This is a genomic window from Ruegeria sp. C9, from assembly GCF_056537585.1.
Genome location: NZ_JBQFRU010000006.1, coordinates 364,133 through 389,669, shown reverse-complemented (window position 1 = coordinate 389,669; position 25,537 = coordinate 364,133). Strand labels below are relative to the sequence as shown.

36 protein-coding genes are annotated in these 25,537 nt (G+C 57.3%); 35 read left to right on the top strand and 1 reads right to left on the bottom strand.

Going from position 1 to position 25,537, the window contains the following annotated elements; genetic code table 11:
• The first annotated feature begins 240 nt into the window (after window positions 1-240).
• The 28 genes from rplB to rplQ all read left to right on the top strand — a co-directional run bounded on the left by rplB (window position 241) and on the right by rplQ (window position 16,582).
• A complete protein-coding gene (rplB, locus tag ACR0NE_RS17655; protein ID WP_008757664.1) occupies window positions 241-1,083 on the top strand; it encodes a 50S ribosomal protein L2 in 843 nt (280 codons plus the stop codon).
• Between the two features lie 3 nt (window positions 1,084-1,086).
• Complete coding sequence (gene rpsS / locus ACR0NE_RS17650; RefSeq protein ID WP_010437056.1) at window positions 1,087-1,365, top strand: 30S ribosomal protein S19; 279 nt, start codon at window positions 1,087-1,089, stop codon at window positions 1,363-1,365.
• Window positions 1,366-1,368: 3 nt separating this feature from the next.
• The gene (gene rplV, locus ACR0NE_RS17645; RefSeq protein WP_039538267.1) at window positions 1,369-1,749 is read left to right on the top strand and encodes a 50S ribosomal protein L22; all 381 of its coding nucleotides are present in this window, start codon (window positions 1,369-1,371) and stop codon (window positions 1,747-1,749) included.
• A complete protein-coding gene (gene rpsC, locus ACR0NE_RS17640; protein ID WP_008758042.1) occupies window positions 1,749-2,459 on the top strand; it encodes a 30S ribosomal protein S3 in 711 nt (236 codons plus the stop codon). Before rplV ends, rpsC begins: the two co-directional genes overlap by 1 nt.
• 12 nt (window positions 2,460-2,471) lie before the next feature.
• A complete protein-coding gene (gene rplP / locus ACR0NE_RS17635; protein ID WP_039538270.1) occupies window positions 2,472-2,885 on the top strand; it encodes a 50S ribosomal protein L16 in 414 nt (137 codons plus the stop codon).
• 161 nt (window positions 2,886-3,046) lie between these two features.
• Window positions 3,047-3,595: an amino acid synthesis family protein gene (locus ACR0NE_RS17630; RefSeq protein ID WP_170424539.1), complete on the top strand. Its 549-nt coding sequence runs from the start codon at window positions 3,047-3,049 to the stop codon at window positions 3,593-3,595.
• 40 nt (window positions 3,596-3,635) lie between these two features.
• Entirely contained in the window at window positions 3,636-4,256 is a 621-nt protein-coding gene (locus ACR0NE_RS17625) for a 2OG-Fe(II) oxygenase family protein (RefSeq protein WP_170567436.1), read from the top strand.
• 54 nt (window positions 4,257-4,310) lie between these two features.
• Window positions 4,311-5,093 carry an SDR family NAD(P)-dependent oxidoreductase gene (locus tag ACR0NE_RS17620; protein WP_170597784.1) on the top strand — a complete coding sequence of 261 codons (783 nt, stop codon included), beginning with the start codon at window positions 4,311-4,313 and terminating at the stop codon, window positions 5,091-5,093.
• A gap of 272 nt (window positions 5,094-5,365) precedes the next feature.
• Complete coding sequence (gene rpmC, locus ACR0NE_RS17615) at window positions 5,366-5,572, top strand: 50S ribosomal protein L29 (protein WP_010437082.1); 207 nt, start codon at window positions 5,366-5,368, stop codon at window positions 5,570-5,572.
• A gap of 4 nt (window positions 5,573-5,576) precedes the next feature.
• Window positions 5,577-5,807: a 30S ribosomal protein S17 gene (gene rpsQ, locus ACR0NE_RS17610; RefSeq protein ID WP_068340771.1), complete on the top strand. Its 231-nt coding sequence runs from the start codon at window positions 5,577-5,579 to the stop codon at window positions 5,805-5,807.
• 75 nt (window positions 5,808-5,882) lie between these two features.
• Window positions 5,883-6,251: a 50S ribosomal protein L14 gene (gene rplN / locus ACR0NE_RS17605; RefSeq protein WP_008757934.1), complete on the top strand. Its 369-nt coding sequence runs from the start codon at window positions 5,883-5,885 to the stop codon at window positions 6,249-6,251.
• A gap of 2 nt (window positions 6,252-6,253) precedes the next feature.
• Window positions 6,254-6,565, top strand: coding sequence for a 50S ribosomal protein L24 (gene rplX / locus ACR0NE_RS17600; protein ID WP_010437096.1), 312 nt, complete (start codon window positions 6,254-6,256; stop codon window positions 6,563-6,565).
• Window positions 6,558-7,118, top strand: a complete 561-nt coding sequence (gene rplE / locus ACR0NE_RS17595) for a 50S ribosomal protein L5 (protein ID WP_170392897.1) — start codon at window positions 6,558-6,560, stop codon at window positions 7,116-7,118. The genes rplX and rplE overlap by 8 nt, the downstream gene beginning before the upstream one ends.
• A 19-nt stretch (window positions 7,119-7,137) precedes the next feature.
• The gene (rpsN, locus tag ACR0NE_RS17590) at window positions 7,138-7,443 is read left to right on the top strand and encodes a 30S ribosomal protein S14 (protein ID WP_010437098.1); all 306 of its coding nucleotides are present in this window, start codon (window positions 7,138-7,140) and stop codon (window positions 7,441-7,443) included.
• 13 nt (window positions 7,444-7,456) lie between these two features.
• The gene (rpsH, locus tag ACR0NE_RS17585) at window positions 7,457-7,849 is read left to right on the top strand and encodes a 30S ribosomal protein S8 (RefSeq protein WP_010437099.1); all 393 of its coding nucleotides are present in this window, start codon (window positions 7,457-7,459) and stop codon (window positions 7,847-7,849) included.
• A gap of 11 nt (window positions 7,850-7,860) precedes the next feature.
• Window positions 7,861-8,394 (top strand): 50S ribosomal protein L6, encoded by a 534-nt coding sequence (gene rplF, locus ACR0NE_RS17580; RefSeq protein ID WP_008757873.1) that lies wholly within the window; start codon window positions 7,861-7,863, stop codon window positions 8,392-8,394.
• An 11-nt stretch (window positions 8,395-8,405) separates the two neighbouring features.
• The gene (gene rplR, locus ACR0NE_RS17575) at window positions 8,406-8,765 is read left to right on the top strand and encodes a 50S ribosomal protein L18 (RefSeq protein WP_170392895.1); all 360 of its coding nucleotides are present in this window, start codon (window positions 8,406-8,408) and stop codon (window positions 8,763-8,765) included.
• Between the two features lie 116 nt (window positions 8,766-8,881).
• Window positions 8,882-9,451: a 30S ribosomal protein S5 gene (gene rpsE, locus ACR0NE_RS17570; protein WP_155148691.1), complete on the top strand. Its 570-nt coding sequence runs from the start codon at window positions 8,882-8,884 to the stop codon at window positions 9,449-9,451.
• A 12-nt stretch (window positions 9,452-9,463) separates the two neighbouring features.
• Window positions 9,464-9,652, top strand: a complete 189-nt coding sequence (rpmD, locus tag ACR0NE_RS17565; protein ID WP_039538297.1) for a 50S ribosomal protein L30 — start codon at window positions 9,464-9,466, stop codon at window positions 9,650-9,652.
• Between the two features lie 144 nt (window positions 9,653-9,796).
• Window positions 9,797-10,714: a hypothetical protein gene (locus ACR0NE_RS17560; protein WP_170597783.1), complete on the top strand. Its 918-nt coding sequence runs from the start codon at window positions 9,797-9,799 to the stop codon at window positions 10,712-10,714.
• A gap of 216 nt (window positions 10,715-10,930) precedes the next feature.
• Window positions 10,931-11,146 (top strand): DUF1127 domain-containing protein, encoded by a 216-nt coding sequence (locus ACR0NE_RS17555; protein WP_170597781.1) that lies wholly within the window; start codon window positions 10,931-10,933, stop codon window positions 11,144-11,146.
• Between the two features lie 201 nt (window positions 11,147-11,347).
• Window positions 11,348-11,821 carry a 50S ribosomal protein L15 gene (gene rplO / locus ACR0NE_RS17550; RefSeq protein WP_170567425.1) on the top strand — a complete coding sequence of 158 codons (474 nt, stop codon included), beginning with the start codon at window positions 11,348-11,350 and terminating at the stop codon, window positions 11,819-11,821.
• Between the two features lie 109 nt (window positions 11,822-11,930).
• On the top strand, window positions 11,931-13,295 hold the full coding sequence (gene secY, locus ACR0NE_RS17545) for a preprotein translocase subunit SecY (RefSeq protein WP_170392890.1): 1,365 nt from the start codon (window positions 11,931-11,933) through the stop codon (window positions 13,293-13,295).
• On the top strand, window positions 13,292-13,936 hold the full coding sequence (locus ACR0NE_RS17540; RefSeq protein ID WP_170392889.1) for an adenylate kinase: 645 nt from the start codon (window positions 13,292-13,294) through the stop codon (window positions 13,934-13,936). Before secY ends, ACR0NE_RS17540 begins: the two co-directional genes overlap by 4 nt.
• Before the next feature lie 200 nt (window positions 13,937-14,136).
• Complete coding sequence (rpsM, locus tag ACR0NE_RS17535) at window positions 14,137-14,505, top strand: 30S ribosomal protein S13 (RefSeq protein ID WP_008757392.1); 369 nt, start codon at window positions 14,137-14,139, stop codon at window positions 14,503-14,505.
• A 15-nt stretch (window positions 14,506-14,520) separates the two neighbouring features.
• Window positions 14,521-14,910, top strand: a complete 390-nt coding sequence (gene rpsK, locus ACR0NE_RS17530; RefSeq protein ID WP_008757289.1) for a 30S ribosomal protein S11 — start codon at window positions 14,521-14,523, stop codon at window positions 14,908-14,910.
• Window positions 14,911-15,024: 114 nt separating this feature from the next.
• Complete coding sequence (locus tag ACR0NE_RS17525; protein WP_010437127.1) at window positions 15,025-16,041, top strand: DNA-directed RNA polymerase subunit alpha; 1,017 nt, start codon at window positions 15,025-15,027, stop codon at window positions 16,039-16,041.
• Between the two features lie 118 nt (window positions 16,042-16,159).
• Window positions 16,160-16,582 (top strand): 50S ribosomal protein L17, encoded by a 423-nt coding sequence (rplQ, locus tag ACR0NE_RS17520; RefSeq protein WP_170392888.1) that lies wholly within the window; start codon window positions 16,160-16,162, stop codon window positions 16,580-16,582.
• A gap of 87 nt (window positions 16,583-16,669) precedes the next feature.
• Here the strand turns inward: rplQ and budA are convergent, their stop codons facing one another.
• Complete coding sequence (gene budA, locus ACR0NE_RS17515) at window positions 16,670-17,458, bottom strand: acetolactate decarboxylase (protein ID WP_170597780.1); 789 nt, start codon at window positions 17,456-17,458, stop codon at window positions 16,670-16,672.
• 229 nt (window positions 17,459-17,687) lie between these two features.
• Between budA and ACR0NE_RS17510 the strand changes: the two genes are divergently transcribed.
• From ACR0NE_RS17510 to ACR0NE_RS17480, 7 genes are all read left to right on the top strand, one after another.
• On the top strand, window positions 17,688-19,073 hold the full coding sequence (locus ACR0NE_RS17510) for a trypsin-like peptidase domain-containing protein (RefSeq protein WP_170597818.1): 1,386 nt from the start codon (window positions 17,688-17,690) through the stop codon (window positions 19,071-19,073).
• A gap of 3 nt (window positions 19,074-19,076) precedes the next feature.
• Window positions 19,077-20,390 (top strand): replication-associated recombination protein A, encoded by a 1,314-nt coding sequence (locus ACR0NE_RS17505; RefSeq protein ID WP_170392886.1) that lies wholly within the window; start codon window positions 19,077-19,079, stop codon window positions 20,388-20,390.
• Window positions 20,391-20,494: 104 nt separating this feature from the next.
• On the top strand, window positions 20,495-21,538 hold the full coding sequence (locus ACR0NE_RS17500) for an RluA family pseudouridine synthase (protein ID WP_170597778.1): 1,044 nt from the start codon (window positions 20,495-20,497) through the stop codon (window positions 21,536-21,538).
• Entirely contained in the window at window positions 21,535-22,206 is a 672-nt protein-coding gene (locus ACR0NE_RS17495) for an HAD-IA family hydrolase (RefSeq protein WP_170597777.1), read from the top strand. Before ACR0NE_RS17500 ends, ACR0NE_RS17495 begins: the two co-directional genes overlap by 4 nt.
• A 4-nt stretch (window positions 22,207-22,210) precedes the next feature.
• Entirely contained in the window at window positions 22,211-22,918 is a 708-nt protein-coding gene (locus ACR0NE_RS17490) for an ATP12 family protein (protein WP_170597775.1), read from the top strand.
• Window positions 22,919-23,124: 206 nt separating this feature from the next.
• Window positions 23,125-24,144, top strand: a complete 1,020-nt coding sequence (locus ACR0NE_RS17485) for an amino acid ABC transporter substrate-binding protein (RefSeq protein ID WP_170392882.1) — start codon at window positions 23,125-23,127, stop codon at window positions 24,142-24,144.
• Window positions 24,145-24,268: 124 nt separating this feature from the next.
• Window positions 24,269-25,537, top strand: coding sequence for an ABC transporter permease subunit (locus ACR0NE_RS17480; RefSeq protein WP_170392881.1), 1,269 nt, complete (start codon window positions 24,269-24,271; stop codon window positions 25,535-25,537).

Sequence of the window (25,537 nt, the reverse complement as noted above, 5' to 3'; positions counted from 1 at the left end):
GAAACCTGGGGCAAATGTTGCGGTGACTTTTTCTTTGGTTTCCATAAGAATCTTGGGCCGCACCCTATAGACACCCATCCCCAACACTGCTACACGCTCCCAATCTTGCGGCCTCGGATTCGTTCCGGGGCCTCTGATATTTGTAACCGGGGACCTTCGGGGCCCTATACCCTTGGCACCTACGGGGGCCTATCACATAGCGGGGAAATCCCTGCACTTGCTAAACGGAAGACAGAAAGCATGGCACTCAAGTCGTACAAGCCGACGACGCCGGGCCAGCGCGGGCTGGTGCTGATCGACCGTTCGGAGCTTTGGAAAGGACGTCCGGTCAAGTCTCTCACTGAGGGTTTGACCAAATCGGGCGGCCGGAACAACACCGGACGGATCACTTCACGCCGCCGCGGCGGTGGCGCAAAGCGTCTCTACCGGATCGTTGACTTCAAACGGAACAAATTTGATGTCGCGGCAACCGTCGAGCGGATCGAATATGACCCGAACCGGACCGCATTCATCGCACTGGTAAAATACGAAGACGGCGAGCAGGCATATATCCTGGCTCCGCAGCGTCTGGCTGTTGGTGACAAAGTCGTGGCATCCGCCAAGGCCGACATCAAGCCGGGCAACGCAATGCCGTTCTCGGGCATGCCCATTGGTACCATCGTCCACAACATCGAGATGAAGCCTGGCAAAGGCGGTCAGATCGCACGTGCGGCCGGTACTTATGCTCAGTTCGTTGGTCGCGATGGCGGCTACGCTCAGATCCGTCTGAGCTCGGGCGAGCTGCGCATGGTCCGTCAGGAATGCATGGCCACCGTTGGTGCCGTGTCCAACCCCGACAACAGCAACCAAAACCTCGGTAAAGCCGGTCGTATGCGCCACAAGGGCGTTCGTCCGTCGGTTCGTGGTGTTGCAATGAACCCGATCGACCACCCGCACGGTGGTGGTGAAGGTCGTACCTCGGGTGGCCGTACGCCGGTTACTCCGTGGGGTAAGGACACCAAGGGTAAGCGTACCCGCAACAAGAACAAAGCGTCCCAGAAGCTGATCATCCGCTCACGGCACGCCAAGAAGAAGGGACGTTAATCTATGTCTCGCTCTGTTTGGAAGGGTCCTTTCGTCGATGCTTACGTGCTGAAAAAAGCCGAAGCAGCGCGCGAGTCGGGCCGCAACGAAGTCATCAAGATTTGGTCGCGTCGTTCCACCATTCTGCCCCAGTTCGTGGGTCTGACCTTTGGTGTGTACAACGGCCATAAGCATATCCCCGTCAACGTCTCGGAAGACATGATCGGTCAGAAGTTCGGTGAATACTCGCCGACTCGTACCTATTACGGTCACGCCGCTGACAAAAAAGCGAAGCGGAAGTAAGTCATGGGCAAGGAAAAGAACCCCCGCCGCGTGGCTGAAAACGAAGCAATGGCGAAAACGCGCATGCTCCGTACTAGCCCGCAGAAACTGAACCTGGTTGCGCAGATGATCCGCGGCAAGAAAGTTGAGAAGGCTCTGACTGACCTGACTTTCTCGAACAAGCGTGTCGCGCAGGACGTCAAGAAGTGCCTGCAGTCTGCAATCGCCAACGCCGAGAACAACCACAACCTGGATGTCGACGAACTGATCGTCGCCGAAGCCTGGGTTGGCAAGAACCTGGTCATGAAGCGCGGTCGTCCGCGTGCCCGTGGCCGTTTCGGCAAGATCATGAAGCCGTTCTCGGAGATCACCATCAAGGTGCGTCAAGTTGAGGAGCAAGCCTAATGGGACATAAAGTCAATCCGATCGGCATGCGCCTTCAGGTCAACCGCACCTGGGACAGCCGCTGGTACGCCGACACCAAGGACTACGGTGATCTTCTGCTGGAAGACCTCAAAATCCGTGAGTTCATCAACAAAGAGTGCAAGCAGGCCGGTGTTGCCCGTGTGATCATCGAACGTCCGCACAAGAAGTGCCGCGTTACGATCCACACTGCACGTCCCGGTGTCATCATCGGCAAGAAAGGTGCAGACATTGAAGTTCTGCGCAAAAAGCTTGCTCGCATGACCGACAGCGAACTGCACCTGAACATCGTCGAAGTTCGCAAGCCCGAGCTTGACGCGCAGCTGGTTGCCGAGTCCATCGCTCAGCAGCTGGAGCGCCGCGTCTCGTTCCGTCGCGCGATGAAGCGGTCGGTTCAGAACGCCATGCGCATGGGCGCCCTGGGTATCCGGGTGAACGTCGCTGGTCGTCTGGGCGGCGCCGAAATCGCACGGACCGAGTGGTACCGCGAAGGCCGCGTGCCTCTGCACACCCTGCGTGCCGACATCGATTACGCACATGCCGAAGCGATGACTCCTTACGGGATCATCGGGATCAAGGTCTGGATCTTCAAAGGTGAGATCATGGAGCACGATCCGCAGGCACGTGACCGTAAAGCACAGGAACTCCAGGACGGCCCTGCACCTCGTGGTGCTGGTGGCGGTCGTCGCTAAGGAGGGAAAGATATGCTTCAACCAAAGCGTACTAAATTCCGCAAGATGCACAAAGGCCGGATCAAGGGGCTCGCCAAAGGCGGTTCCGATCTGAACTTTGGCACCTATGGTCTGAAAGCACTGCAGCCCGAGCGCGTCACCGCGCGTCAGATCGAAGCTGCACGTCGTGCCATGACCCGTCACATGAAACGTCAAGGCCGCGTCTGGATCCGGATCTTCCCGGATACCCCCGTGACCTCGAAGCCAACCGAAGTCCGTATGGGTAAAGGTAAAGGCTCCGTTGACTTCTGGGCAGCGAAAGTAAAGCCCGGTCGTGTGATGTTCGAGATCGATGGCGTCAATGACGACATCGCCCGCGAGGCCCTGCGCCTGGCCGCGATGAAGCTGCCGATCAAGACCCGCGTTGTGGTCCGCGAAGACTGGTAAGCGATTGGGGCTATGGCCTCGCTAGTCACAAGATTTACCCTCGTCGGGAAACCGGCGGGGGTTTTCTTTTGGCTCGGCAGCCCGTGATTTCGTGGGTCCTGAAAAACGTCGACCTCCAGCCACCCCGCCTCTAGGCTAACTTGCAGGAATGGGAGGGCCCTATGGTTCAGCTGCGCAAAAAGATGCTCATTAAGGAAGTCATAACCACCGACCAGTTGGGCCAGCCTTGTGATCCGATCAGTCGGGTTGCAGCGCTGGCGGTGATGCAGAACCCTCTGGCCGGGCACTTCTCGGACGATCTTTCAGAGTTGTTCGAGATCGGCGCCATTCTGGGTTCGGAACTCGCCGCTGAGGCAGTTTCTCAGCTTGATGGGCCGCCGGTTTCGTACGGCAAAGCCGCGATTGTCGGCATGAACGGCGATCTTGAGCAGGGCGGGGCGGTGATCCACCCCAAACTCGGTGCGCCCATGCGCGCTGCGGTGGGCGGAGGTGAGGCGGTGATACCGTCCAACGCCAAGCTGGGCGCGCCGGGTTGCGCGATTGATCTTCCGCTGGGGCACAAGGACAATCCGTGGTCGTTCGATCATTTCGACACGATGACGCTGAACATCCCAGATGCGCCGAAACCGGATGAGATCGTGCTGTGCCTCGCCTATGCCGACGGAGGTCGCCCGATACCACGCTGTGGCAAAGGGCCCATCAAGACCTAAGCGGCTGGTCTTGCCGAGAGGGCTGGGGTATGCCCAGCCCATGGCACAGATTGAATCACTCTTCGTCACCCGTCTCTATCGCGCAAACTTGTCCGAATTCGATCCCAGGATCGACGTGGAGGAATTGGAGAGTTCATGCCTTGTTATTGCTGAAGATGATGAGGCCGGGCAGGACTGGTGTGAAGCGAACGCGTATCCCGGCTACACCAGTTATGCTTCGCTGACCGATTTGCCTTGGCGATTTCCGATATTTGCCGATCTTGTCAAAGTGCTGGATCAGCACGTCGCGGCTTTCGCCAAGGATTTGGAGTTTGATCTGGACGACCGCGCGTTGAAGCTTGAGGATCTGTGGATCAATATCCTGCCCGAGGGCGGAATGCATGCCAGTCACCTGCACCCTCACAGTGTCATTTCGGGCACGACCTATGTGTCCATGCCGGAAGGGGCCAGTGCACTGAAACTGGAAGACCCACGTTCGGGCCGTATGATGGCCGCCCCGACGAGGCTGAAAGGCGGGCGTCGGGAATTACAGCCTTTCATCTACATGAAGCCACAGGTGGGCGACGTCCTGCTGTGGGAAAGCTGGCTGCGCCACGAGGTGCCGATGAATATGGCCGAGGACGAGCGGATTTCTGTTAGCTTCAACTATAAATGGGAGTGAAGCGTCTTAAAGCGTCAAGGTGAAAGCGCTCCAGCTACTTCGTCGGAGGATACTATGACCAAAACAGCTCTCGTCACAGGCGCATCAGCCGGAATTGGTCGGGAATTGGCACGTTATCATGCGTCGCGAGGCGGCAATCTGATCATCAGTGCGCGACGCGGAGATGCGTTAGATGCCCTCAGATCAGAGCTTGAGGCAGCCCACGATGTTACTGTCACTGCCATTCCGCTTGATCTGGGTGCTGTTGGAGGCGCGGAAAAACTTTATGAGGCCGTCAAGTGCAAAGACCTGACGGTCGACTACCTGATCAACAATGCTGGATTCGGAGGGCATGGGGCTTTTTTGGATCGCCGCCTTTCGGACGATCTGGATATGATCCGGCTTAACGTCGAAGCCCTTGTCTCTCTGTGTCATCTGTTCGGCAGGGATATGATCAGTGGCGGTGGCGGAAAGATACTGAATGTCAGTTCGACTGCGGCGCATATGCCGGGTCCATTGCAGGCGACCTATTTTGCCACCAAGGCCTATGTTTCGAGTTTCAGTCAGGCGCTCGCGGAGGAGCTGAAAGGTAAGGGCGTCACTGTGACGGCGCTGGAGCCGGGCTATGTCGTGACCGAATTTGCTGCTGCGGCAAATCTTGAGGGCACGAAGCTTGTTGCCCAAAAAGGGGCGACCGCTGAGGCCGTGGCCAAAGTCGGCTATGACGCCATGATCGATGGGAAGCTCACGGTGATCAACGATAAGTCGCTCGCGTTTGTGCTGGGTTGGGTCATGCCGTTGCTGCCGCGACGCGCGCGCCTGAAAATGGTTCGGAAAATGCAGGAGAAGGGTGCCTGAGCACTTGGCCGCGTTTGTCGGGATCCAGAAAGGTCGCGGTAGTGATCTGCTGCCCGGTTTCAGAGGGCGGCGGTAATTTGGAAACAAGTAGTTTCATCTGCTCGAAAACGGTTTGAAACTTTCCCTTGCCACCCACCCTCTAAACCCTTATACGGCGGCATCCTGCGATCTCCCGGCGTTGCCGGGCGATTCGTATGTCTATCATTCATCCACCAGGTCAAAGGTGACCCTGTAAGGGGGCCTTCTGGTGTTTTGAGCAAAGGAAAAAGGCGATGAACGCCCAAGAACTGCGTGACAAGACCCCGGACCAGCTCCGCGAGGAACTGGCCAACCTGAAGAAAGAAAGCTTTAACCTGCGCTTTCAACAGGCAACCGGTCAGCTGGAAAACACAGCCGGCATCAAAGCGGCCCGCCGCAATGCTGCCCGTGTCAAAACCATTCTGAACGAAAAGGCCGCTGCTGCGGCATCCGAGGAGTAATCAGATGCCCAAGCGTATCCTGCAAGGCACCGTGACCAGCGACGCCAACGAACAGACCGTAACCGTATCCGTCGAGCGCCGCTTTACGCATCCGGTTCTGAAGAAAACCATCCGTAAGTCCAAGAAATACCGGGCTCACGATGAAAAGAACGCCTTCAAGGTCGGTGACACCGTACGCATCATCGAATGCGCGCCGAAATCGAAGACGAAACGTTGGGAGGTTCTGGAGGCGTAAGCCCCCAGGACTTTTCATTTGTCGAAACCCTGGGGGATTTAACGAGACCAGCCCCCACAGGTCGGGAGAAACCGCATGATCCAGATGCAGACCAATCTGGATGTCGCTGACAACTCCGGCGCACGCCGAGTTCAGTGCATCAAGGTCCTGGGTGGTTCCAAGCGTAAATACGCCTCCGTAGGCGACATCATTGTCGTCTCGGTGAAGGAAGCCATCCCGCGCGGCCGCGTAAAGAAAGGTGACGTCCGGAAGGCCGTCGTCGTACGCACCGCCAAGGAAGTCCGTCGCGAAGACGGCACCGCGATCCGTTTCGATCGCAACGCCGCCGTCATCCTGAACAACAACAACGAGCCCGTAGGTACCCGTATCTTTGGCCCCGTTGTTCGTGAACTGCGCGGCAAGAACTTCATGAAAATCATCTCGCTGGCTCCGGAGGTGCTGTAATCATGGCTGCTAAACTCCGCAAAGGCGACAAGGTCGTCGTGCTGGCCGGCAAGGACAAGGGCAAAGAGGGAACTATCACCTCGGTTGACCCGAAAGCCGGTAAAGCTGTTGTCGATGGCATCAACATCGCCATCCGCCACACCCGTCAGTCGCAAACCTCGCAAGGTGGTCGCCTGCCTCAGGCAAACCCGATCGAGCTGTCGAACCTGGCACTGCTGGACAAAAACGGCAAAGCAACCCGCGTTGGCTTCCGCATGGAAGGCGACAAGAAGGTGCGCTTCGCCAAGACCACAGGGGACGTGATCGATGCTTGATAACGCAACCTACACCCCGCGTCTGAAAGCTCAGTACGCCGAAACCATCCGTGCCGCTCTGAAAGAAGAGTTCGGCTACAAGAACGACATGCAGCTGCCCAAGCTGGAAAAAATCGTTCTGAACATCGGTTGTGGTGCTGAGGCCGTCAAAGACTCGAAGAAAGCGAAAGCTGCTGTCGAAGATCTGACTGCGATTGCTGGCCAGAAGGCCGTTGCAACCAAGGCGAAGAAGTCGATCGCGGGTTTCCGCGTCCGTGAAGACATGCCGCTGGGTGCGAAAGTGACCCTGCGCGGTGACCGGATGTACGAATTCCTGGATCGTCTGATCACCATCGCGATGCCTCGCGTTCGTGACTTCCGCGGTGTGAAGCCGTCTTTCGATGGTCGTGGCAACTTCGCCATGGGCATGAAAGAGCACATCGTGTTCCCGGAAATCGACTTCGACAAGGTCGACGAGGTCTGGGGCCTGGATATCGTAATTGCCACCACAGCGAAAACCGACGCTGAAGCAAAGGCATTGTTGAAAGCATTCAACATGCCGTTCAACGCGTAAGCGCCGGGAGGATTGAGACATGGCTAAAAAAGCAATGATCGAACGCGAGAAGAAGCGCGAACGCCTGGTGGCCAAATATGCCGCAAAGCGTGCCGAGCTGAAGGAAATCGCGAATGACGAGAGCAAGCCGATGGAAGAGCGTTTCAAAGCGCGTCTGAAACTGGCGAAACTGCCGCGCAACAGCTCGGCTACCCGTCTGCACAACCGATGTCAGCTGACCGGTCGTCCCCACGCTTACTACCGTAAGCTGAAGGTCAGCCGTATCGCGCTGCGCGAGCTGGGTTCTGCTGGTCAGATCCCCGGCATGGTGAAATCGAGCTGGTAAGGGAGACATAGATATGAACGATCCTATCGGCGATATGCTCACCCGTATCCGCAACGCGCAAATGCGCGGCAAGTCCACCGTTTCCACCCCGGCTTCCAAGCTGCGCGGTTGGGTTCTGGACGTGCTGGCGGACGAAGGTTACATCCGTGGCTACGAAGCGACGACCGGTGAAAACGGTCATCCGGCCATCGAAATCAGCCTGAAATACTACGAAGGCACCCCTGTTATTCGCGAATTGAAGCGGGTCTCGAAGCCCGGTCGTCGCGTATACATGGGCGTCAATGACATCCCGCAGGTCCGTCAGGGTCTGGGCGTGTCGATTGTCAGCACTCCGAAAGGTGTGATGTCGGACGCAAACGCTCGCTCCAACAATGTTGGCGGCGAAGTGCTCTGCACCGTCTTCTAAGGAGGTCTGCAATGTCTCGTATTGGTAAAAAACCGGTCGAGCTGCCCAGCGGCGTTTCCGCCTCTGTGTCCGGCCAGACCATCGAAGTGAAGGGTCCGAAAGGCACCCGCAGCTTCACCGCCACCGACGACGTTACGCTGTCGGTTGAAGACAACGTGGTCAAGATCGACCCTCGTGGCATGTCCAAGCGTGCCCGCCAGCAGTGGGGCATGAGCCGCACCATGGTTGCCAATCTGGTAACCGGTGTGACCGAAGGCTTCAAAAAAGAGCTGGAGATCCAGGGTGTTGGTTACCGGGCTCAGATGCAGGGCAATACCCTGAAGCTGAACCTGGGTTACAGCCACGATGTTGATTTCACTGCTCCGGAAGGTGTCACCATCACCGCGCCGAAGCAGACCGAGATCGTTGTGGAAGGTATCGACCAGCAGCAGGTGGGCGAAGTCGCGGCGAAAATCCGCGAATGGCGCCGTCCCGAGCCGTACAAAGGCAAGGGCATCCGCTACAAGGGCGAGTTCATCTTCCGCAAGGAAGGCAAGAAGAAGTAAGGACGCAGACAATGGCAAACAGCAAAAGAACCCTGTTTCTGAAGCGCCGCCTGCGCGTTCGGAACAAACTTCGCAAGGTCAACGCGGGTCGTCCGCGTCTGTCCGTACACCGTTCGAACAAGAACATCTCTGTTCAGCTGATCGACGACGTGCGTGGCGTGACCCTGGCCGCAGCCTCGACCCTGGAAAAGGATCTGGGCGTTGTAGGCAAGAACAACGTCGAAGCGGCCACCAAAGTGGGCGCGGCCATCGCCGAGCGTGCCAAGAAGGCAGGCGTCGAAGAGGCTTATTTCGATCGTGGCGGCTTCCTGTTCCACGGCAAGGTGAAGGCCCTGGCCGACGCCGCGCGTGAAGGTGGTCTGAAGATCTAAGACTTGCGGGCAGCTTTGCGGCTGCCCCGATGATCCGGGGGCCTCGGCGACAGTCGGGGCTCACTTGGATTGAACTAAACGGCGCCGCATGCGCCACATGAGAAAAGGGATGCCAAATGGCAGAACGTGAAAACCGTCGGGGCCGTGGCCGCGATCGTGAAGAAGCGCCGGAATTTGCAGATCGTCTGGTCGCAATCAACCGCGTGTCGAAAACCGTAAAAGGTGGTAAGCGCTTTGGCTTCGCCGCTCTGGTGGTTGTCGGCGATCAGAAAGGCCGCGTCGGCTTTGGCAAGGGTAAAGCAAAAGAAGTACCTGAGGCCATTCGTAAGGCAACCGAACAAGCCAAGCGTCAGATGATCCGCGTGCAACTGCGCGAAGGTCGTACGCTGCACCACGACATCGAGGGCCGTCACGGTGCCGGTAAAGTGGTTATGCGTACCGCGCCTGAAGGGACTGGTATCATCGCCGGTGGTCCGATGCGTGCTGTCTTCGAAATGCTGGGCGTTAAGGACGTTGTTTCCAAGTCGCTGGGCTCGCAGAACCCGTACAACATGATCCGTGCCACCATCAACGGCCTGCAAAAAGAGCAGAGCCCGCGTTCGGTTGCCGCACGTCGCGGTAAAAAGGTCGCCGACATCCTGCCCAAGCGGGACGAAGCACCGGCTGCTGCCGAAGCAGAAGCGTAAGGAGAGCGAACAATGGCAAAAACCATCGTCGTCAAGCAGATCGGTTCCCCGATCCGCCGCCCCGCCGAACAGCGCGCAACCCTGATCGGCCTGGGCCTGAACAAGATGAACCGCACCCGCGAGCTGGAGGACACTCCTTCGGTCCGCGGCATGGTCAACAAGATCCCGCATCTGGTTGAGATCATCGAAGAGCGCGGCTAAGCGCAGTCTCTTTCGCGAATTGAAAGGCCCCCGAAGATTCGGGGGCTTTTTTCGTGTTTGCGATTGTGTTTGTCCGCTTTGAGCCCATAGCGTACCAACCTCCGCATTAGTAATAGGGGTAAACTTATTCGGGATGATATCGCTATGAATTTTCGAACCCTATTGGTGGCTCTAGGAACAACGTGCTCCACCATGCCCGCGTTTGCGGAATGCTTTGATACGCCAACATGGCATGACGAACCTCTTACACAGTCATTTTTGGACGGTTTGGGCGATGGCACGGAGCAAGACGTTAGGCGGGCCAGCTTGAATATGTTGCTTATGTCTAAAGAACCCGCCCACGAACAGCGGGATGAGTTACAGCGTCTTTTGATGCGTACGGCTTTATTGCAGTTCGATGGCGATAAAGGGGCACTAAGAAAGAAACTACAAGACGGGTCGCTTTACGATGTCATTCAACTCATTGATTTTTCCCGCTCAAACCCCAGAGACCAAAGCAGGATCATCGCAGCTTACTGGCTGAACGGGTGCGTCGAGAAAGCGCTGGAATTACTTGCCGCAACACCTAACTCACTAATAAGCCAATACTATATGCCGATTGCAGTCGGAGATTCCGAACTACTTCGCACCTTCGCACAACGTCTTGAGCCGGACGGATACCAACAAAGAAGACTGCTTACTTTTGCAAAGCTGCTTGAGAGCCCAGAATCCAAAGAGGAAACACTTCAAGAGTTTTTGGAATATCTGATTTCGGAAACGAAAGATGGTGATATCAACGATACGATTGATGGCGTTGGGTTACAGCTTGCTCTGGACGTCGCCCAAGGCCAACCGCCGAACTTGGAATTGTTTCCGATTGAAACGAGCTATGAACCTGACGAGATACAACTCAATGGAATGCGGTTCGCTGCCTTTGTTGCATGGATGAATGCATCCGGGTTTTGCGATGCGACTTGGAAGACGGCTTTTGTCCTCTTAGGCACATCTGCCGAAAGTATGCCGTTGAATCGCGAACTACTTGAAGCCTCAGTGATTAGGTGCCTAAAAAATCAAGACGTGTGAAATCCGACGGAGTCAAGGTCGGTTTTGTCCGCAAAGTGGACACACGTTGCATTCAGAGTAGCCTGCGTACTCCCGCTTGCCATTCCCCCACCGCATATCGGCTAGACCAAAACGCGCGTTGTTAGCGATATCGAACACTCCTATCTGAGCCTTGTCCACAAAGGAACAAATGGAAACGCCCGGGGAATACGCCTCGGAACAGAAAGGAAATTAGATATGGCACATACAGCAACACTGACACATGGCGGATTCAACCTGAGCGATCGTATTGCGAGCTTTGTTGAGCGCGTAAAAGAAAACCGCGCTCGGGCTGCAGAATACAGCCGCACCTATCGCGAACTGCAAAGCCTGAGCAATCGCGAGCTGGACGATATCGGCGTTCGCCGTTGTGATATCGCAGATATTGCACGCGACCACGCATATTGCGCGTAACACCTGAACCACTCACCGTTGAAGAGGCGCCAATCTGGCGCCTCTTTTGGTTTTGGCAATTGTGATGGATCAAACCTTGCAACGCAGGGCACAACGCTGTAGAGCGCTCCGGTGGATTTCCGTCCACAAGAATCAAAATCAAGAAATGCCGTGTTTGGCCCATCACGCTTCGGGGGTCACATCCGGCTTAGGAGAAGCGAAATGAAACTGAACGAATTGCGCGACAATCCTGGCGCCGCACCTAAACGCACCCGCGTTGGCCGTGGTCCCGGTTCTGGCAAAGGTAAAATGGGTGGCCGTGGTATCAAAGGCCAGAAATCCCGTTCGGGTGTGGCCATCAATGGCTACGAAGGCGGCCAGATGCCGCTGTACCAGCGCCTGCCCAAGCGTGGCTTCAACAAGCCGAACCGCAAGGCATTCGCCGTTATCAATCTGGGTCTGATCCAGAAATTTGTCGACGCCGGCAAGCTGGATGCCAAAGCTGCGATCACCGAGGACGCGCTGGTTGCGTCCGGTCTGGTCCGTCGCAAGCTGGACGGTGTCCGCGTTCTGGCTAAAGGTGAAATCACCGCCAAAGTGAACCTGGAAGTCACCGGTGCTTCGAAATCTGCTGTTGAAGCGGTTGAGAAAGCGGGCGGCTCACTGACGGTCACAAAAGCTGCTGCGGCAGAGTAAGCGCTTGTGAGCGGGCGCAGACCCGCTTACATAGACCTCAGAGTTTTCCAAGACGCCGCCCGAGCCGGAAAACGGTTCCGGGCGGTGTTTTCATAAGAGAGACCGATTTATGGTATCAGCAGCAGAACAAATGGCAGCCAACACAAGCTGGGCTGCTTTGGGCAAAGCCACCGATCTGCGCAACCGCATCCTGTTCACGCTGGGTTTGTTGATCGTCTATCGTCTGGGCACCTTCATTCCGGTCCCAGGTATCGACGGGCAAGCCCTGCGTGAGTTCATGGAGCAAGCGGGGCAGGGCATCGGCGGCATGGTTTCGATGTTCACCGGCGGGGCGCTGGGGCGGATGGGTATCTTTGCCCTCGGCATCATGCCCTATATCTCGGCCTCGATCATCGTGCAGCTGCTGACATCGATGGTTCCCGCGCTCGAACAGCTTAAGAAAGAGGGCGAGCAAGGGCGCAAGAAGATCAACCAATACACCCGTTTCGGTACCGTGGCTCTGGCTACCGTTCAGGCTTATGGTCTGGCGGTTTCGTTGGAATCGGGCGATCTTGCGACCGATCCGGGCATGTTCTTCCGTATGTCGACCATGATCACTTTGGTCGGCGGCACCATGTTCTTGATGTGGCTGGGCGAGCAGATCACCGCACGCGGCATCGGCAACGGTATCTCTCTGATCATCTTCGTCGGCATCATCGCCGAGGTTCCCGCAGCTCTGGCGCAGTTCTTCGCTTCGGGCCGCAGCGGTGCGATCAGCCCCGCCGTGATCGTGGGTGTGATCATCATGGTCATCGCCGTGATCACCTTTGTGGTGTTCATGGAGCGGGCCCTGCGCAAGATCCATATCCAATACCCGCGCCGTCAGGCTGGTATGAAAGTCTACGAAGGCGGCTCCAGCCACCTGCCGGTCAAAGTGAACCCGGCGGGTGTGATCCCTGCGATCTTTGCAAGCTCGCTGCTGTTGCTGCCGGTAACGATCTCGACCTTCTCGTCGGGCGCCACAAATGGCCCGGTGATGTCGTGGCTGCTGGCCAACTTCGGCCCCGGACAGCCGCTTTATCTGCTGTTCTTCGCTTCGATGATCGTGTTCTTCGCCTATTTTTACACGTTCAACGTTTCGTTCAAGCCGGACGATGTGGCGGACAACCTGAAAAAGCAGAACGGTTTTGTGCCGGGTATCCGTCCCGGCAAGAAGACCGCCGAGTATCTGGAATACGTCGTCAACCGCGTGCTGGTTCTGGGTTCGGCCTATCTGGCGGCCGTTTGTCTGCTGCCTGAAATCCTGCGGGGCCAGTTTGCTATCCCGTTCTATTTCGGCGGCACCTCGGTTCTGATTATCGTCTCTGTGACCATGGACACGATCCAACAAGTCCAGAGCCACCTGCTGGCGCATCAATACGAAGGGCTGATTGAAAAGTCCCAGCTGCGCGGCAAAGGCAAGAAACGCGGCAGAAAGGGAGCTGCTCGTCGATGAACATCATTCTTCTCGGCCCCCCGGGGGCAGGCAAAGGAACGCAGGCGCGTCACCTGGTTGAAACCCGCGGTATGGTGCAACTCAGCACCGGAGACATGCTGCGCGAGGCCAAAACCTCGGGCACGGAGATGGGCCAGAAGGTTGCTGCGATAATGGACGCGGGTAAGCTGGTCACCGATGAGATCGTGATCGGCCTGATTGAAGAGAAACTGACCACCGAAAAAGGCGCCGGTTTCATCTTTGACGGCTTCCCCCGGACGTTGGCACAGGCCGACGCGCTGTCGGCTCTGCTGACCAAGCTGGGCCAGTCGCTGCATACGGTGATCGAGATGCGTGTGGATGATGACGCGCTGGTGGACCGGATTACGGCGCGGTCAACCTGCGGCGGATGTGGGGAGGTCTATAACGACAACACCAAACCGATTCCTGCGGATCGCAAATGCACCAATTGCGGTAAGGAAAATGACTTCGTCCGTCGTGCCGACGACAACGAAGACAGCCTGCGTACGCGCTTGATGGAATACTACAAGAAGACCTCTCCGCTGATTGGTTACTACTACGCCAAAGGCGATCTGCGTCCGGTGAACGGGCTGGCGGATATCAAGGAAGTCACCGCGTCGATTGAGGCGGTTCTTGGCTGATATCAATATGGGCTTGACGGCACCGCCAAAAGCCCATATCGACCCCCATCCCTAAAGGGAATCAAAACCGCATGCGGGATTCGTCCCAATTGCCCCGACCACCTCGAATAATACTGGACCCTCTGGCGTCACTGCCACGGTCAAGTGTTGTGAAAAAAGGTTCCGGAGTTACGGAACCGCAACAAAAAGGAAAGTGACACGTGGCACGTATTGCCGGCGTAAACATCCCGACTGCAAAGCGGGTACCAATCGCCCTCACATATATCACCGGTATCGGAAACACCTCGGCCAAAGCGATCTGCGAAGCCGTAGGCATTGAAGCGCACCGTCGCGTCAATGAACTGTCCGACGCCGAAGTTCTGGCCATCCGCGAGCACATCGATGCAAACTTCACCGTCGAAGGTGACCTGCGTCGTGAAGTTCAGATGAACGTCAAGCGCCTGATGGACCTGGGCTGCTATCGCGGTCTGCGTCACCGCCGCAACCTGCCGGTTCGCGGTCAGCGTACCCACACCAATGCTCGTACCCGCAAAGGCCCCGCAAAGGCCATTGCCGGTAAGAAGAAATAAGGGAGGGTCTGACCGATGGCACGTGATAAGACTCGCGTTAAGCGCAAAGAGCGTAAGAACATCGCATCGGGCGTTGCCCATGTGAACTCGACCTTCAACAACACCAAGATCCTGATCTCGGACGTACAGGGCAACGCCATTTCGTGGTCGTCTGCCGGTACCATGGGCTTCAAAGGATCGCGGAAATCGACACCCTACGCCGCACAGATGGCTGCAGAAGATGCAGGCAAGAAGGCGCAGGAACATGGCGTCAAGACGCTGGAAGTCGAAGTTCAGGGCCCCGGTTCGGGTCGTGAATCGGCTCTGCGTGCGCTGGCTGCAGTGGGCTTCAACATCACGTCGATCCGCGACGTGACCCCGATTGCTCACAACGGCTGCCGTCCGCCGAAGCGTCGTCGCGTCTAAGCGATTTTGAATTAGGCTGGGGCTGTGTTTTTGCACGGCCCCAGCACGTCATTTTGAACCTCGGGCGTCTGCACCTTGTTGGTCATGGGGCGCGGACAGGAATGGAGGGATTACATGATCCATAAGAATTGGGCAGAATTGATCAAGCCGACCCAGCTTGACGGCAAGCCGGGCAACGATCCCGCACGTCAGGCAACCCTGGTTGCAGAACCGCTGGAACGTGGCTTTGGTCTGACCCTGGGCAACGCGCTGCGCCGCGTTCTGATGAGCTCGCTGCAAGGCGCGGCCATCACCAGCGTTCAGATCGATAACGTCCTGCACGAGTTCTCCTCGGTCGCGGGCGTACGTGAAGACGTCACCGACATCATCCTGAACCTCAAAGGCGTTTCACTGCGCATGGAAGTCGAAGGGCCCAAGCGCCTGTCGATCAATGCCAAAGGCCCCGCAGTTGTCACCGCTGGCGACATCAGCGAAAGCGCTGGCATCGAGGTTCTGAACCGCGATCACGTCATCTGCCACCTGGATGATGGCGCTGACCTGTTCATGGAACTGACCGTCAACACCGGCAAAGGTTACGTTTCGGCTGAGAAGAACAAGCCCGAAGACGCACCCATCGGCCTGATCCCGATCGACGCGATCTATTCGCCGGTCAAAAAGGTTGCCTATGACGTTCAGCCGACCCGTGAAGGTCAGGTTCTGGACTATGACAAGCTGACCCTGAAGATCGACACCGACGGTTCGATCACGCCGGAAGACGCGCTGGCATTTGCCGCACGCATCCTGCAGGATCAGCTGTCAATCTTCGTCAATTTCGACGAGCCGGAATCGGCTGGCCGCCAGGACGAGGACGATGGTCTGGAGTTCAACCCGCTGCTGCTGAAGAAAGTGGACGAGCTAGAACTGTCGGTCCGTTCGGCAAACTGCCTGAAGAACGACAACATCGTTTACATCGGCGATCTGATCCAGAAGACCGAAGCCGAGATGCTGCGCACTCCGAACTTCGGCCGCAAGTCGCTGAACGAGATCAAGGAAGTGCTATCCGGCATGGGTCTGCACCTCGGCATGGATGTCGAGGACTGGCCGCCTGACAACATCGAAGATCTGGCCAAGAAATTCGAAGATGCGTTCTAAGCGCGTCTTCACAAATGCCCGGGCTGCCGGGGACCATATGGGCACTTCCGCCCCAAGGAGAGCCGGTGACACGCATCGCCGGCCAGACAAAGCAAAACGCGAAAGAAGGAACTAGAAAATGCGTCACGCACGTGGTTATCGCCGCCTGAACCGTACTCATGAGCACCGCAAAGCTCTGTTTGCAAACATGGCTGGCTCGCTCATCGAGCATGAGCAAATCAAAACAACTCTGCCCAAGGCAAAAGAACTGCGCCCGATCGTTGAAAAACTGATCACTCTGGGCAAGCGCGGCGACCTGCACGCCCGCCGTCAGGCCGCAGCACAGCTGAAAGAAGACAAAGACGTCGCCAAGCTGTTCGAAGTTCTGGGCCCTCGTTACGCCGAGCGTCAGGGCGGTTATGTCCGTATCCTAAAAGCTGGCTTCCGCTATGGTGACATGGCACCGATGGCGATCATCGAATTCGTTGACCGCGACATCGACGCCAAAGGCGCGGCCGACAAAGCTCGTGTTGCCGCCGAAGAGGCCGCAGACGAAGAATAAGCCTTGGCTATATCTGAGTTTCAGCCCCCGCGTCGCAGACGCGGGGGTTTTCTTTTGCTCTGTGTGAAAATTCAAGTCGGCCAAAATTTAATTGCTTTCGGCTTTCAGAATACCATCCGCTGACGCTCCCGCGGACAAATTGGCGTCAGAGAAATCCTCTGTCTCTGGCAGTTCCAGATGAAGAGACGAGGTGTGATCGATTTCGATCTTTCCCCGGGTCAATGTATAATCAAGTACGTGCCCACCGGTGGTCCGGTCGTCAGAGATGAAATGCAAGTGGTAACCCGGCACGCCAATCCCGACTGCGTAGTCAGGGCAGCGGAACCCGAGAATAGTTCCCTCCACGTTTTCCAATTCAAACTCGGCCTGCGTTTTGACCACTTCCAGCAAAGGTTTGTATGGCCGTTCCTGTTTCAACACGTTTCGATACCTAATGTGTTTGATCAATCCGGTGAAACGAACCGCGTAAAACAGGTTCTTTGCATCGGCGATGTCATCCAAACCCTCCTCGAAATCGGATTTGTTAACCGGAGAATCCAACGCAAGCGAAATCGTCGGTTCAAAGTCAATGACGGCTGCGTATGGTGTCAGCGCGCCGTTATCCGCAATTGTCGCTTTGCCTTCCCCATCCAGGCGATAAGCGACACCATCCAGCACCACCATTTCTCCGTCCAGGGCGTTGAAAGTACCGAGACCGAAATCTCCGTGTTCCAGCAGCTGACTTATGGAAACAGTCCCGTCATAGACGCCCTGCATGACGGCGCTCAGTAGTGAGGCCTGGTAATACTCGTGGGCGTGCTCTTCCCGCACAAAGCTCTTATTTTGATGATGAGAGGCAAGGGCCGTTGCAAAGGTCAATTCCCGGTCTTTGTGCATGGTCGTTCCCTCTGATTGGATTCAGCGCCAAGTCCAACACATAGCACAATTCCCTGTGAAACTTTTTGCAACGCTTTGCGAAGCCATAATGTTGAAGCTGGGTATTCGTGCGAATAGCTCAAAAGAAAGCGGTAGGTCCTCGGCATTGTCGAAGGCAGCGGGTTATGTCGCTTGCAATCTTTGCATCGGCCCCGCATATCCGGTTGGCGATATTGCCGGAGGGCCGATGATGCTAAGACTATTGTGTTCCCTGGTATTGCTGATGGGCGCAATACCGGCAGCCGCAGAGACGCAGGTACCAAAAAACCAGACCGAAATCAGCCTCGGGTTCGCCCCTGTCGTAAAGCAGGCTGCCCCGGCGGTTGTGAACATCTACGCCAAGATTGTGCGCGAAGGGCGGGCAAATCCGCTGTTTTCTGACCCGTTCTTTCAGGACTTCTTTGGCCGTGGATTCGGGACGCCACGCCCCCGTGTGCAGAATTCGCTCGGCTCTGGCGTGATCCTCACTGGTGATGGGTATGTGGTGTCAAACTACCACGTTGTGGGGATGGCATCGGAAATTCAGGTCGTGACTACCGACCGTCGTGAATTCACTGCCGAAGTCGTTCTGGGTGACAAAGAAAGCGACATTGCAATCTTGCGGCTGAATGAGGCAAGCGATCTGCCGTTCCTGCAGATGCGCGATTCCGATCAGGTCGAGGTCGGAGAATTGACGCTGGCGATCGGCAATCCGTTCGGCGTCGGCCAAACTGTTTCGTCAGGTATTATTTCAGGTCTGGCGCGCACCGGAACTGCAACCGGAAACGCAAGAGGGTACTTCATTCAAACCGATGCGGCGATCAACCCGGGCAATTCCGGTGGCGCACTGATCGACGTGAATGGTGATCTGATTGGTATCAATACTTCAATCCTGACCCGCTCGGGCGGGTCGAACGGTATCGGCTTTGCCATTCCGGCCAATTTGGTGGCCGAATTCCTGCGGCAGGCGCAGTCTGGCAACGAAAGCTTCGTAAGTCCTTGGGCAGGAATGGCCGGTCAACACATGAGCGCGGATATAGCCGAGTCTCTGGGTATGGCCATCCCTCTCGGGGTGGTGATTTCTGACTTACATGAACTGAGTCCGCTGGCAGAAGCGGGTCTGCGGGTCGGGGACGTTGTCACTCATGTCGACGGGGACGAGGTGAATTCTCCGGCCGAGATGAAATTTCGCATGGCTGTTGCCGGGGTGGGTGGAAAGTCGGTCCTGACTCGGCTGCGGGGCGAAGACCGCTCGGATATTGAAGTGGCGCTGATCAAACCGCCTGAAACGCCTGCGGCGGATGAGACTACGCTGGACGAGGATACGGTCATGCCAGGTCTGATCGTTTCGGGTGTAAATCCGGCGGTGATCGTAAAGCTTGGCTTGTCGCTGTCTCAGACCGGCGTCGTAGTGGTTGATCCGAACCGCTATGGCGGCCGCGCAGGATTGCGTGTGGGCGATGTCGTAAAAGGTATCAACGGAACCAGAACCGAGACACCGGAGGATATCGTTCAGGCCCTGACCGATCCAGGTCGCCGGGTACAGATGGAGATTGAGCGGGGAAGCCGGTTAATCTCATTGCGGTTTCGGTTGTGATCCGTGAGTGACTTGTTCGATACCGGTTCTGCGGAACCAACCGCTTCGCCGCACAGGCCGCTTGCGGATCGCTTGCGCCCACAATCCCTGTCTGAGGTGATCGGGCAAGAGCAGGTTTTGGGACCAGATGCGCCATTGGGGGTGATGCTCGCGTCAGGTAGCCTGTCCAGCCTGATCTTCTGGGGCCCGCCGGGTGTAGGAAAGACAACCATCGCCCGGTTGCTGGCGCAGGAGACCGATCTGCATTTCGTACAGATCAGCGCGATTTTTACCGGTGTGCCGGATCTGAAGAAGGTATTTGAGGCTGCTAAAATCCGTCGTCAGAACGGGCAGGGCACCTTATTATTTGTTGACGAAATCCATCGTTTCAATAAAGCGCAACAGGACGGGTTTCTGCCGCATATGGAGGACGGCACGATCCTCCTGGTTGGCGCGACGACCGAAAACCCTTCCTTCGAGTTGAACGCGGCGGTACTCAGCCGGTCTCAGGTGCTGGTTCTGGAACGCCTTAGCCTTGCTGATCTTGAGCGTTTGACACAACGCGCCGAGAAAGAGCTTGACCGCGCCTTGCCGCTAACGTCTGCCGCCCGCGAGGCGCTGCAGGAGATGGCGGATGGCGACGGTCGCGCACTACTGAACCTGATTGAACAGGTTGCTGCTTGGAAAGTGGACGCCGATCTGGACCCGGATGCATTGTCGACGCGCCTGATGCGGCGGGCCGCAAAATACGACAAATCGGGGGATGAGCATTATAATCTGATCTCAGCCCTGCACAAATCGGTGCGTGGATCGGACCCTGACGCGGCGCTGTATTGGTTTGCGCGGATGCTGACCGGCGGCGAAGACCCGCGCTATCTGGCGCGGAGGATCACGCGGATGGCGGTTGAAGATATCGGTTTGGCCGATCCTCAGGCGCAATCGATCTGCCTGCACAGTTGGGAAACCTATGAACGGCTGGGCTCGCCCGAGGGCGAGTTGGCACTGGCGCAGGCGTTGGTGTATCTGGCGCTCGCTCCGAAATCGAACGGGGCCTATGTGGGGTATAAGGCGGCGATGCGGCTGGCCAAGCAATCGGGCAGTGAACCGCCACCCAAACATATCCTGAACGCTCCGACATCGCTGATGAAGGATCAGGGATATGGTGCAGGGTATGCCTATGACCACGATGCCGAAGATGGGTTCTCGGGTCAGAACTATTTCCCGGATGATATGAAGCGCCCGGTTCTCTATCAGCCGGTAGAGCGTGGTTTTGAGCGCGAGCTGAAAAAACGGCTGGAATACTTCGCCAAGCTGAGAACGCAACGCAATCAGGGCTAGACTTGACTCTGCACCCGATGCGCGCGACAGACGCGCATGATTTCTAAGGCACTGAAACAAGCACAATCCGGGCGGATCAGCCGTGCGGAACAAGGGGCAATGGCATGAGCGGCGTACAGGTGATCACCGTAGCAGAGGGCGATGGCGACCAGAGGCTGGATCGTTGGCTGCGCCGCCTGTTTCCTCATGTCAGCCAGGGCCGGATCGAGAAGATGTGCCGCAAGGGTGAACTGCGCGTAGATGGCAGTCGGGTCAAAGCTTCGACGCGGCTAGAGGCCGGGCAGTCTGTGCGCGTGCCGCCGCTGCCAGACGCCGACCATAAGCCCGCTGTCGTAAAGCATAGTGTTTCGGACGCTGACGCAAAGATGATCCAGTCTTGCGTGATTTATAAAGACGATCACGTGCTGGCGCTGAACAAGCCGCATGGCTTGCCAGTTCAGGGTGGCAGCGGTCAAACCCGCCATGTGGACAGCCTGTCCGAAGCGTTGCGTTTTGGGTATGACGAGAACCCGCGCCTTGTGCATCGTTTGGATAAGGACACCTCGGGCGTACTGCTGTTGGCCCGCACGCGCGAGGCTGCCAAGGGGCTGACCGCTGCGTTCCGGCATCGCAGCACCCAGAAAATCTATTGGGCGCTGGTAGCTGGTGTTCCAACTCCGTACCTGGGCGAAATCAAGACCGGGCTGGTCAAGGCACCGGGGCATGGTAAGCATGGCGAAGGCGAGAAGATGATCGCTGTTCATCCGAGCGAAGTGAACGATACGCCCGGCGCAAAACGCGCGCATACGCTCTATGCAACGCTGTATCGCGTTGCAGGGCGGGCAGCCTGGGTCGCGATGGAGCCGGTGACGGGGCGGACCCATCAGCTGCGCGCACATATGGCGGCGATCGGCCACCCGATCATTGGCGATGGGAAATATGGCGGCTCGGGGCAGGAAAACCTCGGCGATGGCTGGGGCGCGCAGTTGGGAGGTATCATCAGCAAAAAGCTGCACCTCCACGCCCGCAGCCTGTCCTTTGAACACCCGATGACCCGCAAACCTATCTCGCTTAAGGCGCCTTTACCGGATCATATGAAACACAGCTGGGATACGCTGGGCTGGACCGAAGACCTCGCTGCAGATGATCCGTTTGAGGAGTTGCGATGAACGCTCCATTGCGGCTGGTCCTGTTTGATGTGGATGGCACTCTGGTCGATAGTCAGGGTGCCATTGTTTCGGCAATGACCGCCTGTTTTCAGGCGCAGTCACTGCCGGTCCCGGATCGTGACGCCATCCTGTCCATCGTCGGTTTATCTCTGCCCCATGCAATGGCGCGTCTGGCAGCAGATCAGTCCGAACGGATACAAAGCGCATTGGTTGACGGATATAAGCAGGCCTATCACGCGCAAAGGTTGGAGCAGGGCGCCGCAAGCTCGCCGCTTTATCCCGGTGCGCGCCAAGTGATTGAGGCACTTCACGCTCAGCCCGAGGTACTTTTGGGAGTGGCCACAGGCAAGTCTCAGCGCGGGCTTGATGCGCTGCTTGAAGGGCATGGGTTGCAGCAGCATTTTATTACTTGTCAGGTAGCAGATCACCATCCGTCCAAGCCGCACCCGTCGATGATAGAAACAGCTTTGGCTGAAACGGGCGTGCCGGCTGCGCAAGCCGTCATGGTGGGCGACACCAGCTTTGACATGGATATGGCCGCAGCCGCGCAAGTTGCCGGGATCGGTGTCAGCTGGGGTTATCACGATCGCCGGGCACTTACGGCCGCGACACATGTGATCGAAACATTCGAAGAATTGCCAGGCGCACTGGCCAAGATCTGGGGCTAAAGAGATGAGCGACTGGAAACCCAAACGCTTCTGGACGACAAGCACGGTCGTTGAGACCGACGTGGGCTATACGGTTGAACTGGATGGTCGACGGGTCAAAACGCCCGCCAAGGCTGCGCTGGACCTGCCCACGCGTGCCATGGCCGAGGCCGTTGCACGGGAATGGGATGCACAGGAAAAGGAAATCGATCCGACCACGATGCCATTCACCCGTTCGGCCAATGCGGCGATCGACAAGGTGCGGCACCAGCATGGTGAGGTTGCCGATATGCTGGCCGATTACGGCGACTCGGATCTGCTGTGTTATCGGGCGACCCATCCCGAAACGTTGCAGCAGCGGCAGTCCGAGGCCTGGGATCCTGCATTGGATTGGGCTGCGGACGCGCTGGGCGCGCGGTTGATCCCGCGTGGAGGGGTGGTGCATCAACCGCAAGCTGCCGAGGTGCTGCAAGGCCTGCGTGACCGGGTGCATGGACTGAATGCGTTCCAGCTGGCGGCGTTTCATGACCTCGTCAGCCTGTCGGGGTCATTGATTCTTGGTTTTGCCGCTGCGCAGAATTGGCGCAAACCGGACGAGATATGGCGCATTTCTCGGCTGGACGAGCTTTGGCAGATCGAACAATGGGGCCACGACGATGAGGCACATGCTGCCGCCGAAGTGAAACGGGCCGCCTTTCTGCACGCAAAGCAGTTCTTTGACCTCTCGTTCTGAGACGGATTCTCGTCAAATCGTGAATTTGTGTCCGATTCTGGCAGAAAAGACCTATCGTTTTCCCTGATCCAGCCCTTGACGTTTGTTGATGAATACGCCCAAACTCGGGCCACTAAAGGGGAGACACCTTTTGGGTAACCTTTCTGGCGCCTATGCGCCGGATCGAACCGTTCCATTCAGGGATGGAAAATCAGGAAGAGGTAAAAATGAAAAAATCCGTAATTTTGGGCGTGGCAACCATTGCCGGCCTGGCTGCTGGCGCAGCTGCAGCGGGTACCGTTGACGACGTAAAAGCCCGCGGCAAGCTGAACTGCGGCGTCGCAACCGGCGTACCCGGCTTTGCCAGCCCCGATGCCAATGGTGAGTGGCAGGGTTTTGACGTGGCCGTATGCCGCGCGGTAGCCGCCGCCGTTCTGGACGACCCAAGCGCCGTTGAGTTCATCCCGACCACCGGTAAAACACGTTTCACCGCGCTGGCTTCGGGCGAGATTGACATGCTGGCCCGTAACACCACGTGGACCTTCAGCCGCGACGTCGACCTGAAGTTCGAATTCGTCGGCATCAACTACTACGATGGTCAGGGCTTCATGGTTCCCAAGGCACTGGGCGTCAGCTCGGCCAAGGAACTGGACGGTGCAACCGTTTGCATCCAGACCGGCACCACAACTGAGCTTAACCTGGCGGATTTCTTCCGCATCAACAACATGAGCTACGAGCCGGTTCCGATCGAAACCAACGCCGAAGCGCAGCAGCAGTATCTGGCTGGTGCCTGTGACGTTTACACCACCGACGCATCGGGTCTGGCTGCTACGCGCGCCACCTTTGAAAACGCAGGCGACCACGTGATCCTGCCCGAAATCATCTCGAAAGAGCCGCTGGGCCCGCTTGTCCGTCATGGCGATCACGAGTGGGGCGATGTGGTCCGCTGGACCCTGAACGCACTGATCGCAGCGGAAGAGCTGGGTGTAACCTCGGCGAACATCGACGAGATGTCCAGCGGTGCCACCGACAACCCAGAGGTAAACCGCCTGTTGGGTACCGAAGGTACGCTGGGTGAGATGCTGGGTCTGGACGCGAACTGGGCACAGCGCGCGATCAAAGTCGGCGGTAACTACGGCGAAGTGTTTGCCAAGAACATCGGCGAGGAAACCCCGATCGGTCTGGCACGCGGCCTGAACGCACAGTGGACCGATGGTGGCCTGCTGTACGCACCGCCTTTCCGCTAAGATCCACGGAAAAGGGCGCGGGGGAACCCGCGCCCTTTTTCCTTCCATAAGAAACACGCCCGGAACGATCTGAGCAGAGGCAAACTCTGCCAACATCCGGGATGCACGGGGATATACATAGGTCATGACGACACTCACTGACCCGCCGAAGGAGCACTTCCGGCTGTCCATGCTCCTTTATGATACGCGGTACCGATCTGCGACCATTCAGGTTATAGCGATGATCGGTTTCATGCTTCTGGCAGCCTGGATTATCAACAACACCATTCAGAACCTTGAAACGCTGGGCAGAACAGTCGGGTTCGACTTTTTTGCCGAACCGGCCAGCTATGACATCAACCAACGCCTGCTGGAATACGACTCGCGCGATACACATCTGCGCGCGGCGTTTATAGGCCTGCTAAACACTCTGGTTGTTGCAGTTCTGGGCTGTATCACAGCAACGATCATCGGTGTCATGGTCGGTGTTTTGCGCCTGTCGAATAACTGGCTGATCGCGCGGATCATGACAGTCTATGTCGAGATGTTCCGTAACGTTCCAGTGCTGCTTTGGATCGTGTTCGCCATGGCGATCCTGATTGAAAGCCTGCCAGCACCGCGCGCCTTCCGAGGTGAAAACCCAGAAGCCACGATGGATCTTTTTGGCACGGTCGCGGTCACAAATCGCGGGGTCTATATCCCCGAGTTTCTGTTCTCGCGCGGATTGGGCGATATCCACCTTTTCGGTACCTCAAGCCTGCGCTTTGATGTTTCGCTTGACCTGATCGCCTTCCTGATCGTGTTTGGCGGCAGCATCTTTGCGATGCGCAAGGTTTCGGCCTGGGCCAATTCAACGCAAGAAAAGACCGGCGATCGCCCGACCATCTGGCACATCCAACTGGGCCTTTTGTTCGTGCCGTCAGCTATCCTGCTGGGCGTTCTGGGTTTTCACCTGGGCTACCCTGAGCTGAAAGGCTTCAACTTCAGCGGCGGTACCCACCTTCGTAACTCGCTGATTGCCTTGTGGCTGGCCCTGTCGCTGTACACTGCGGCATTCATCGCCGAGATCGTGCGCGCTGGTATTCTGGCTATTTCCAAGGGTCAGACCGAGGCTGCATCCGCACTGGGCCTGCGCCCGGGCCGGACCATGCGTCTGGTGATCTTGCCGCAGGCGTTGCGGGTGATCATCCCGCCAATGATCTCGAACTATCTGAACCTGACCAAGAACTCGTCGCTGGCGATCGCGGTCGGATATATGGACATCACGGGTACGCTGGGTGGCATCACAATGAACCAGACCGGTCGCGAGCTGGAATGCGTTCTGCTGCTGATGCTGGTCTACCTGTCCATCTCGCTGAGCATTTCGGCGGTGATGAACTGGTACAACAACCGTGTCAAACTGGTGGAGCGGTAA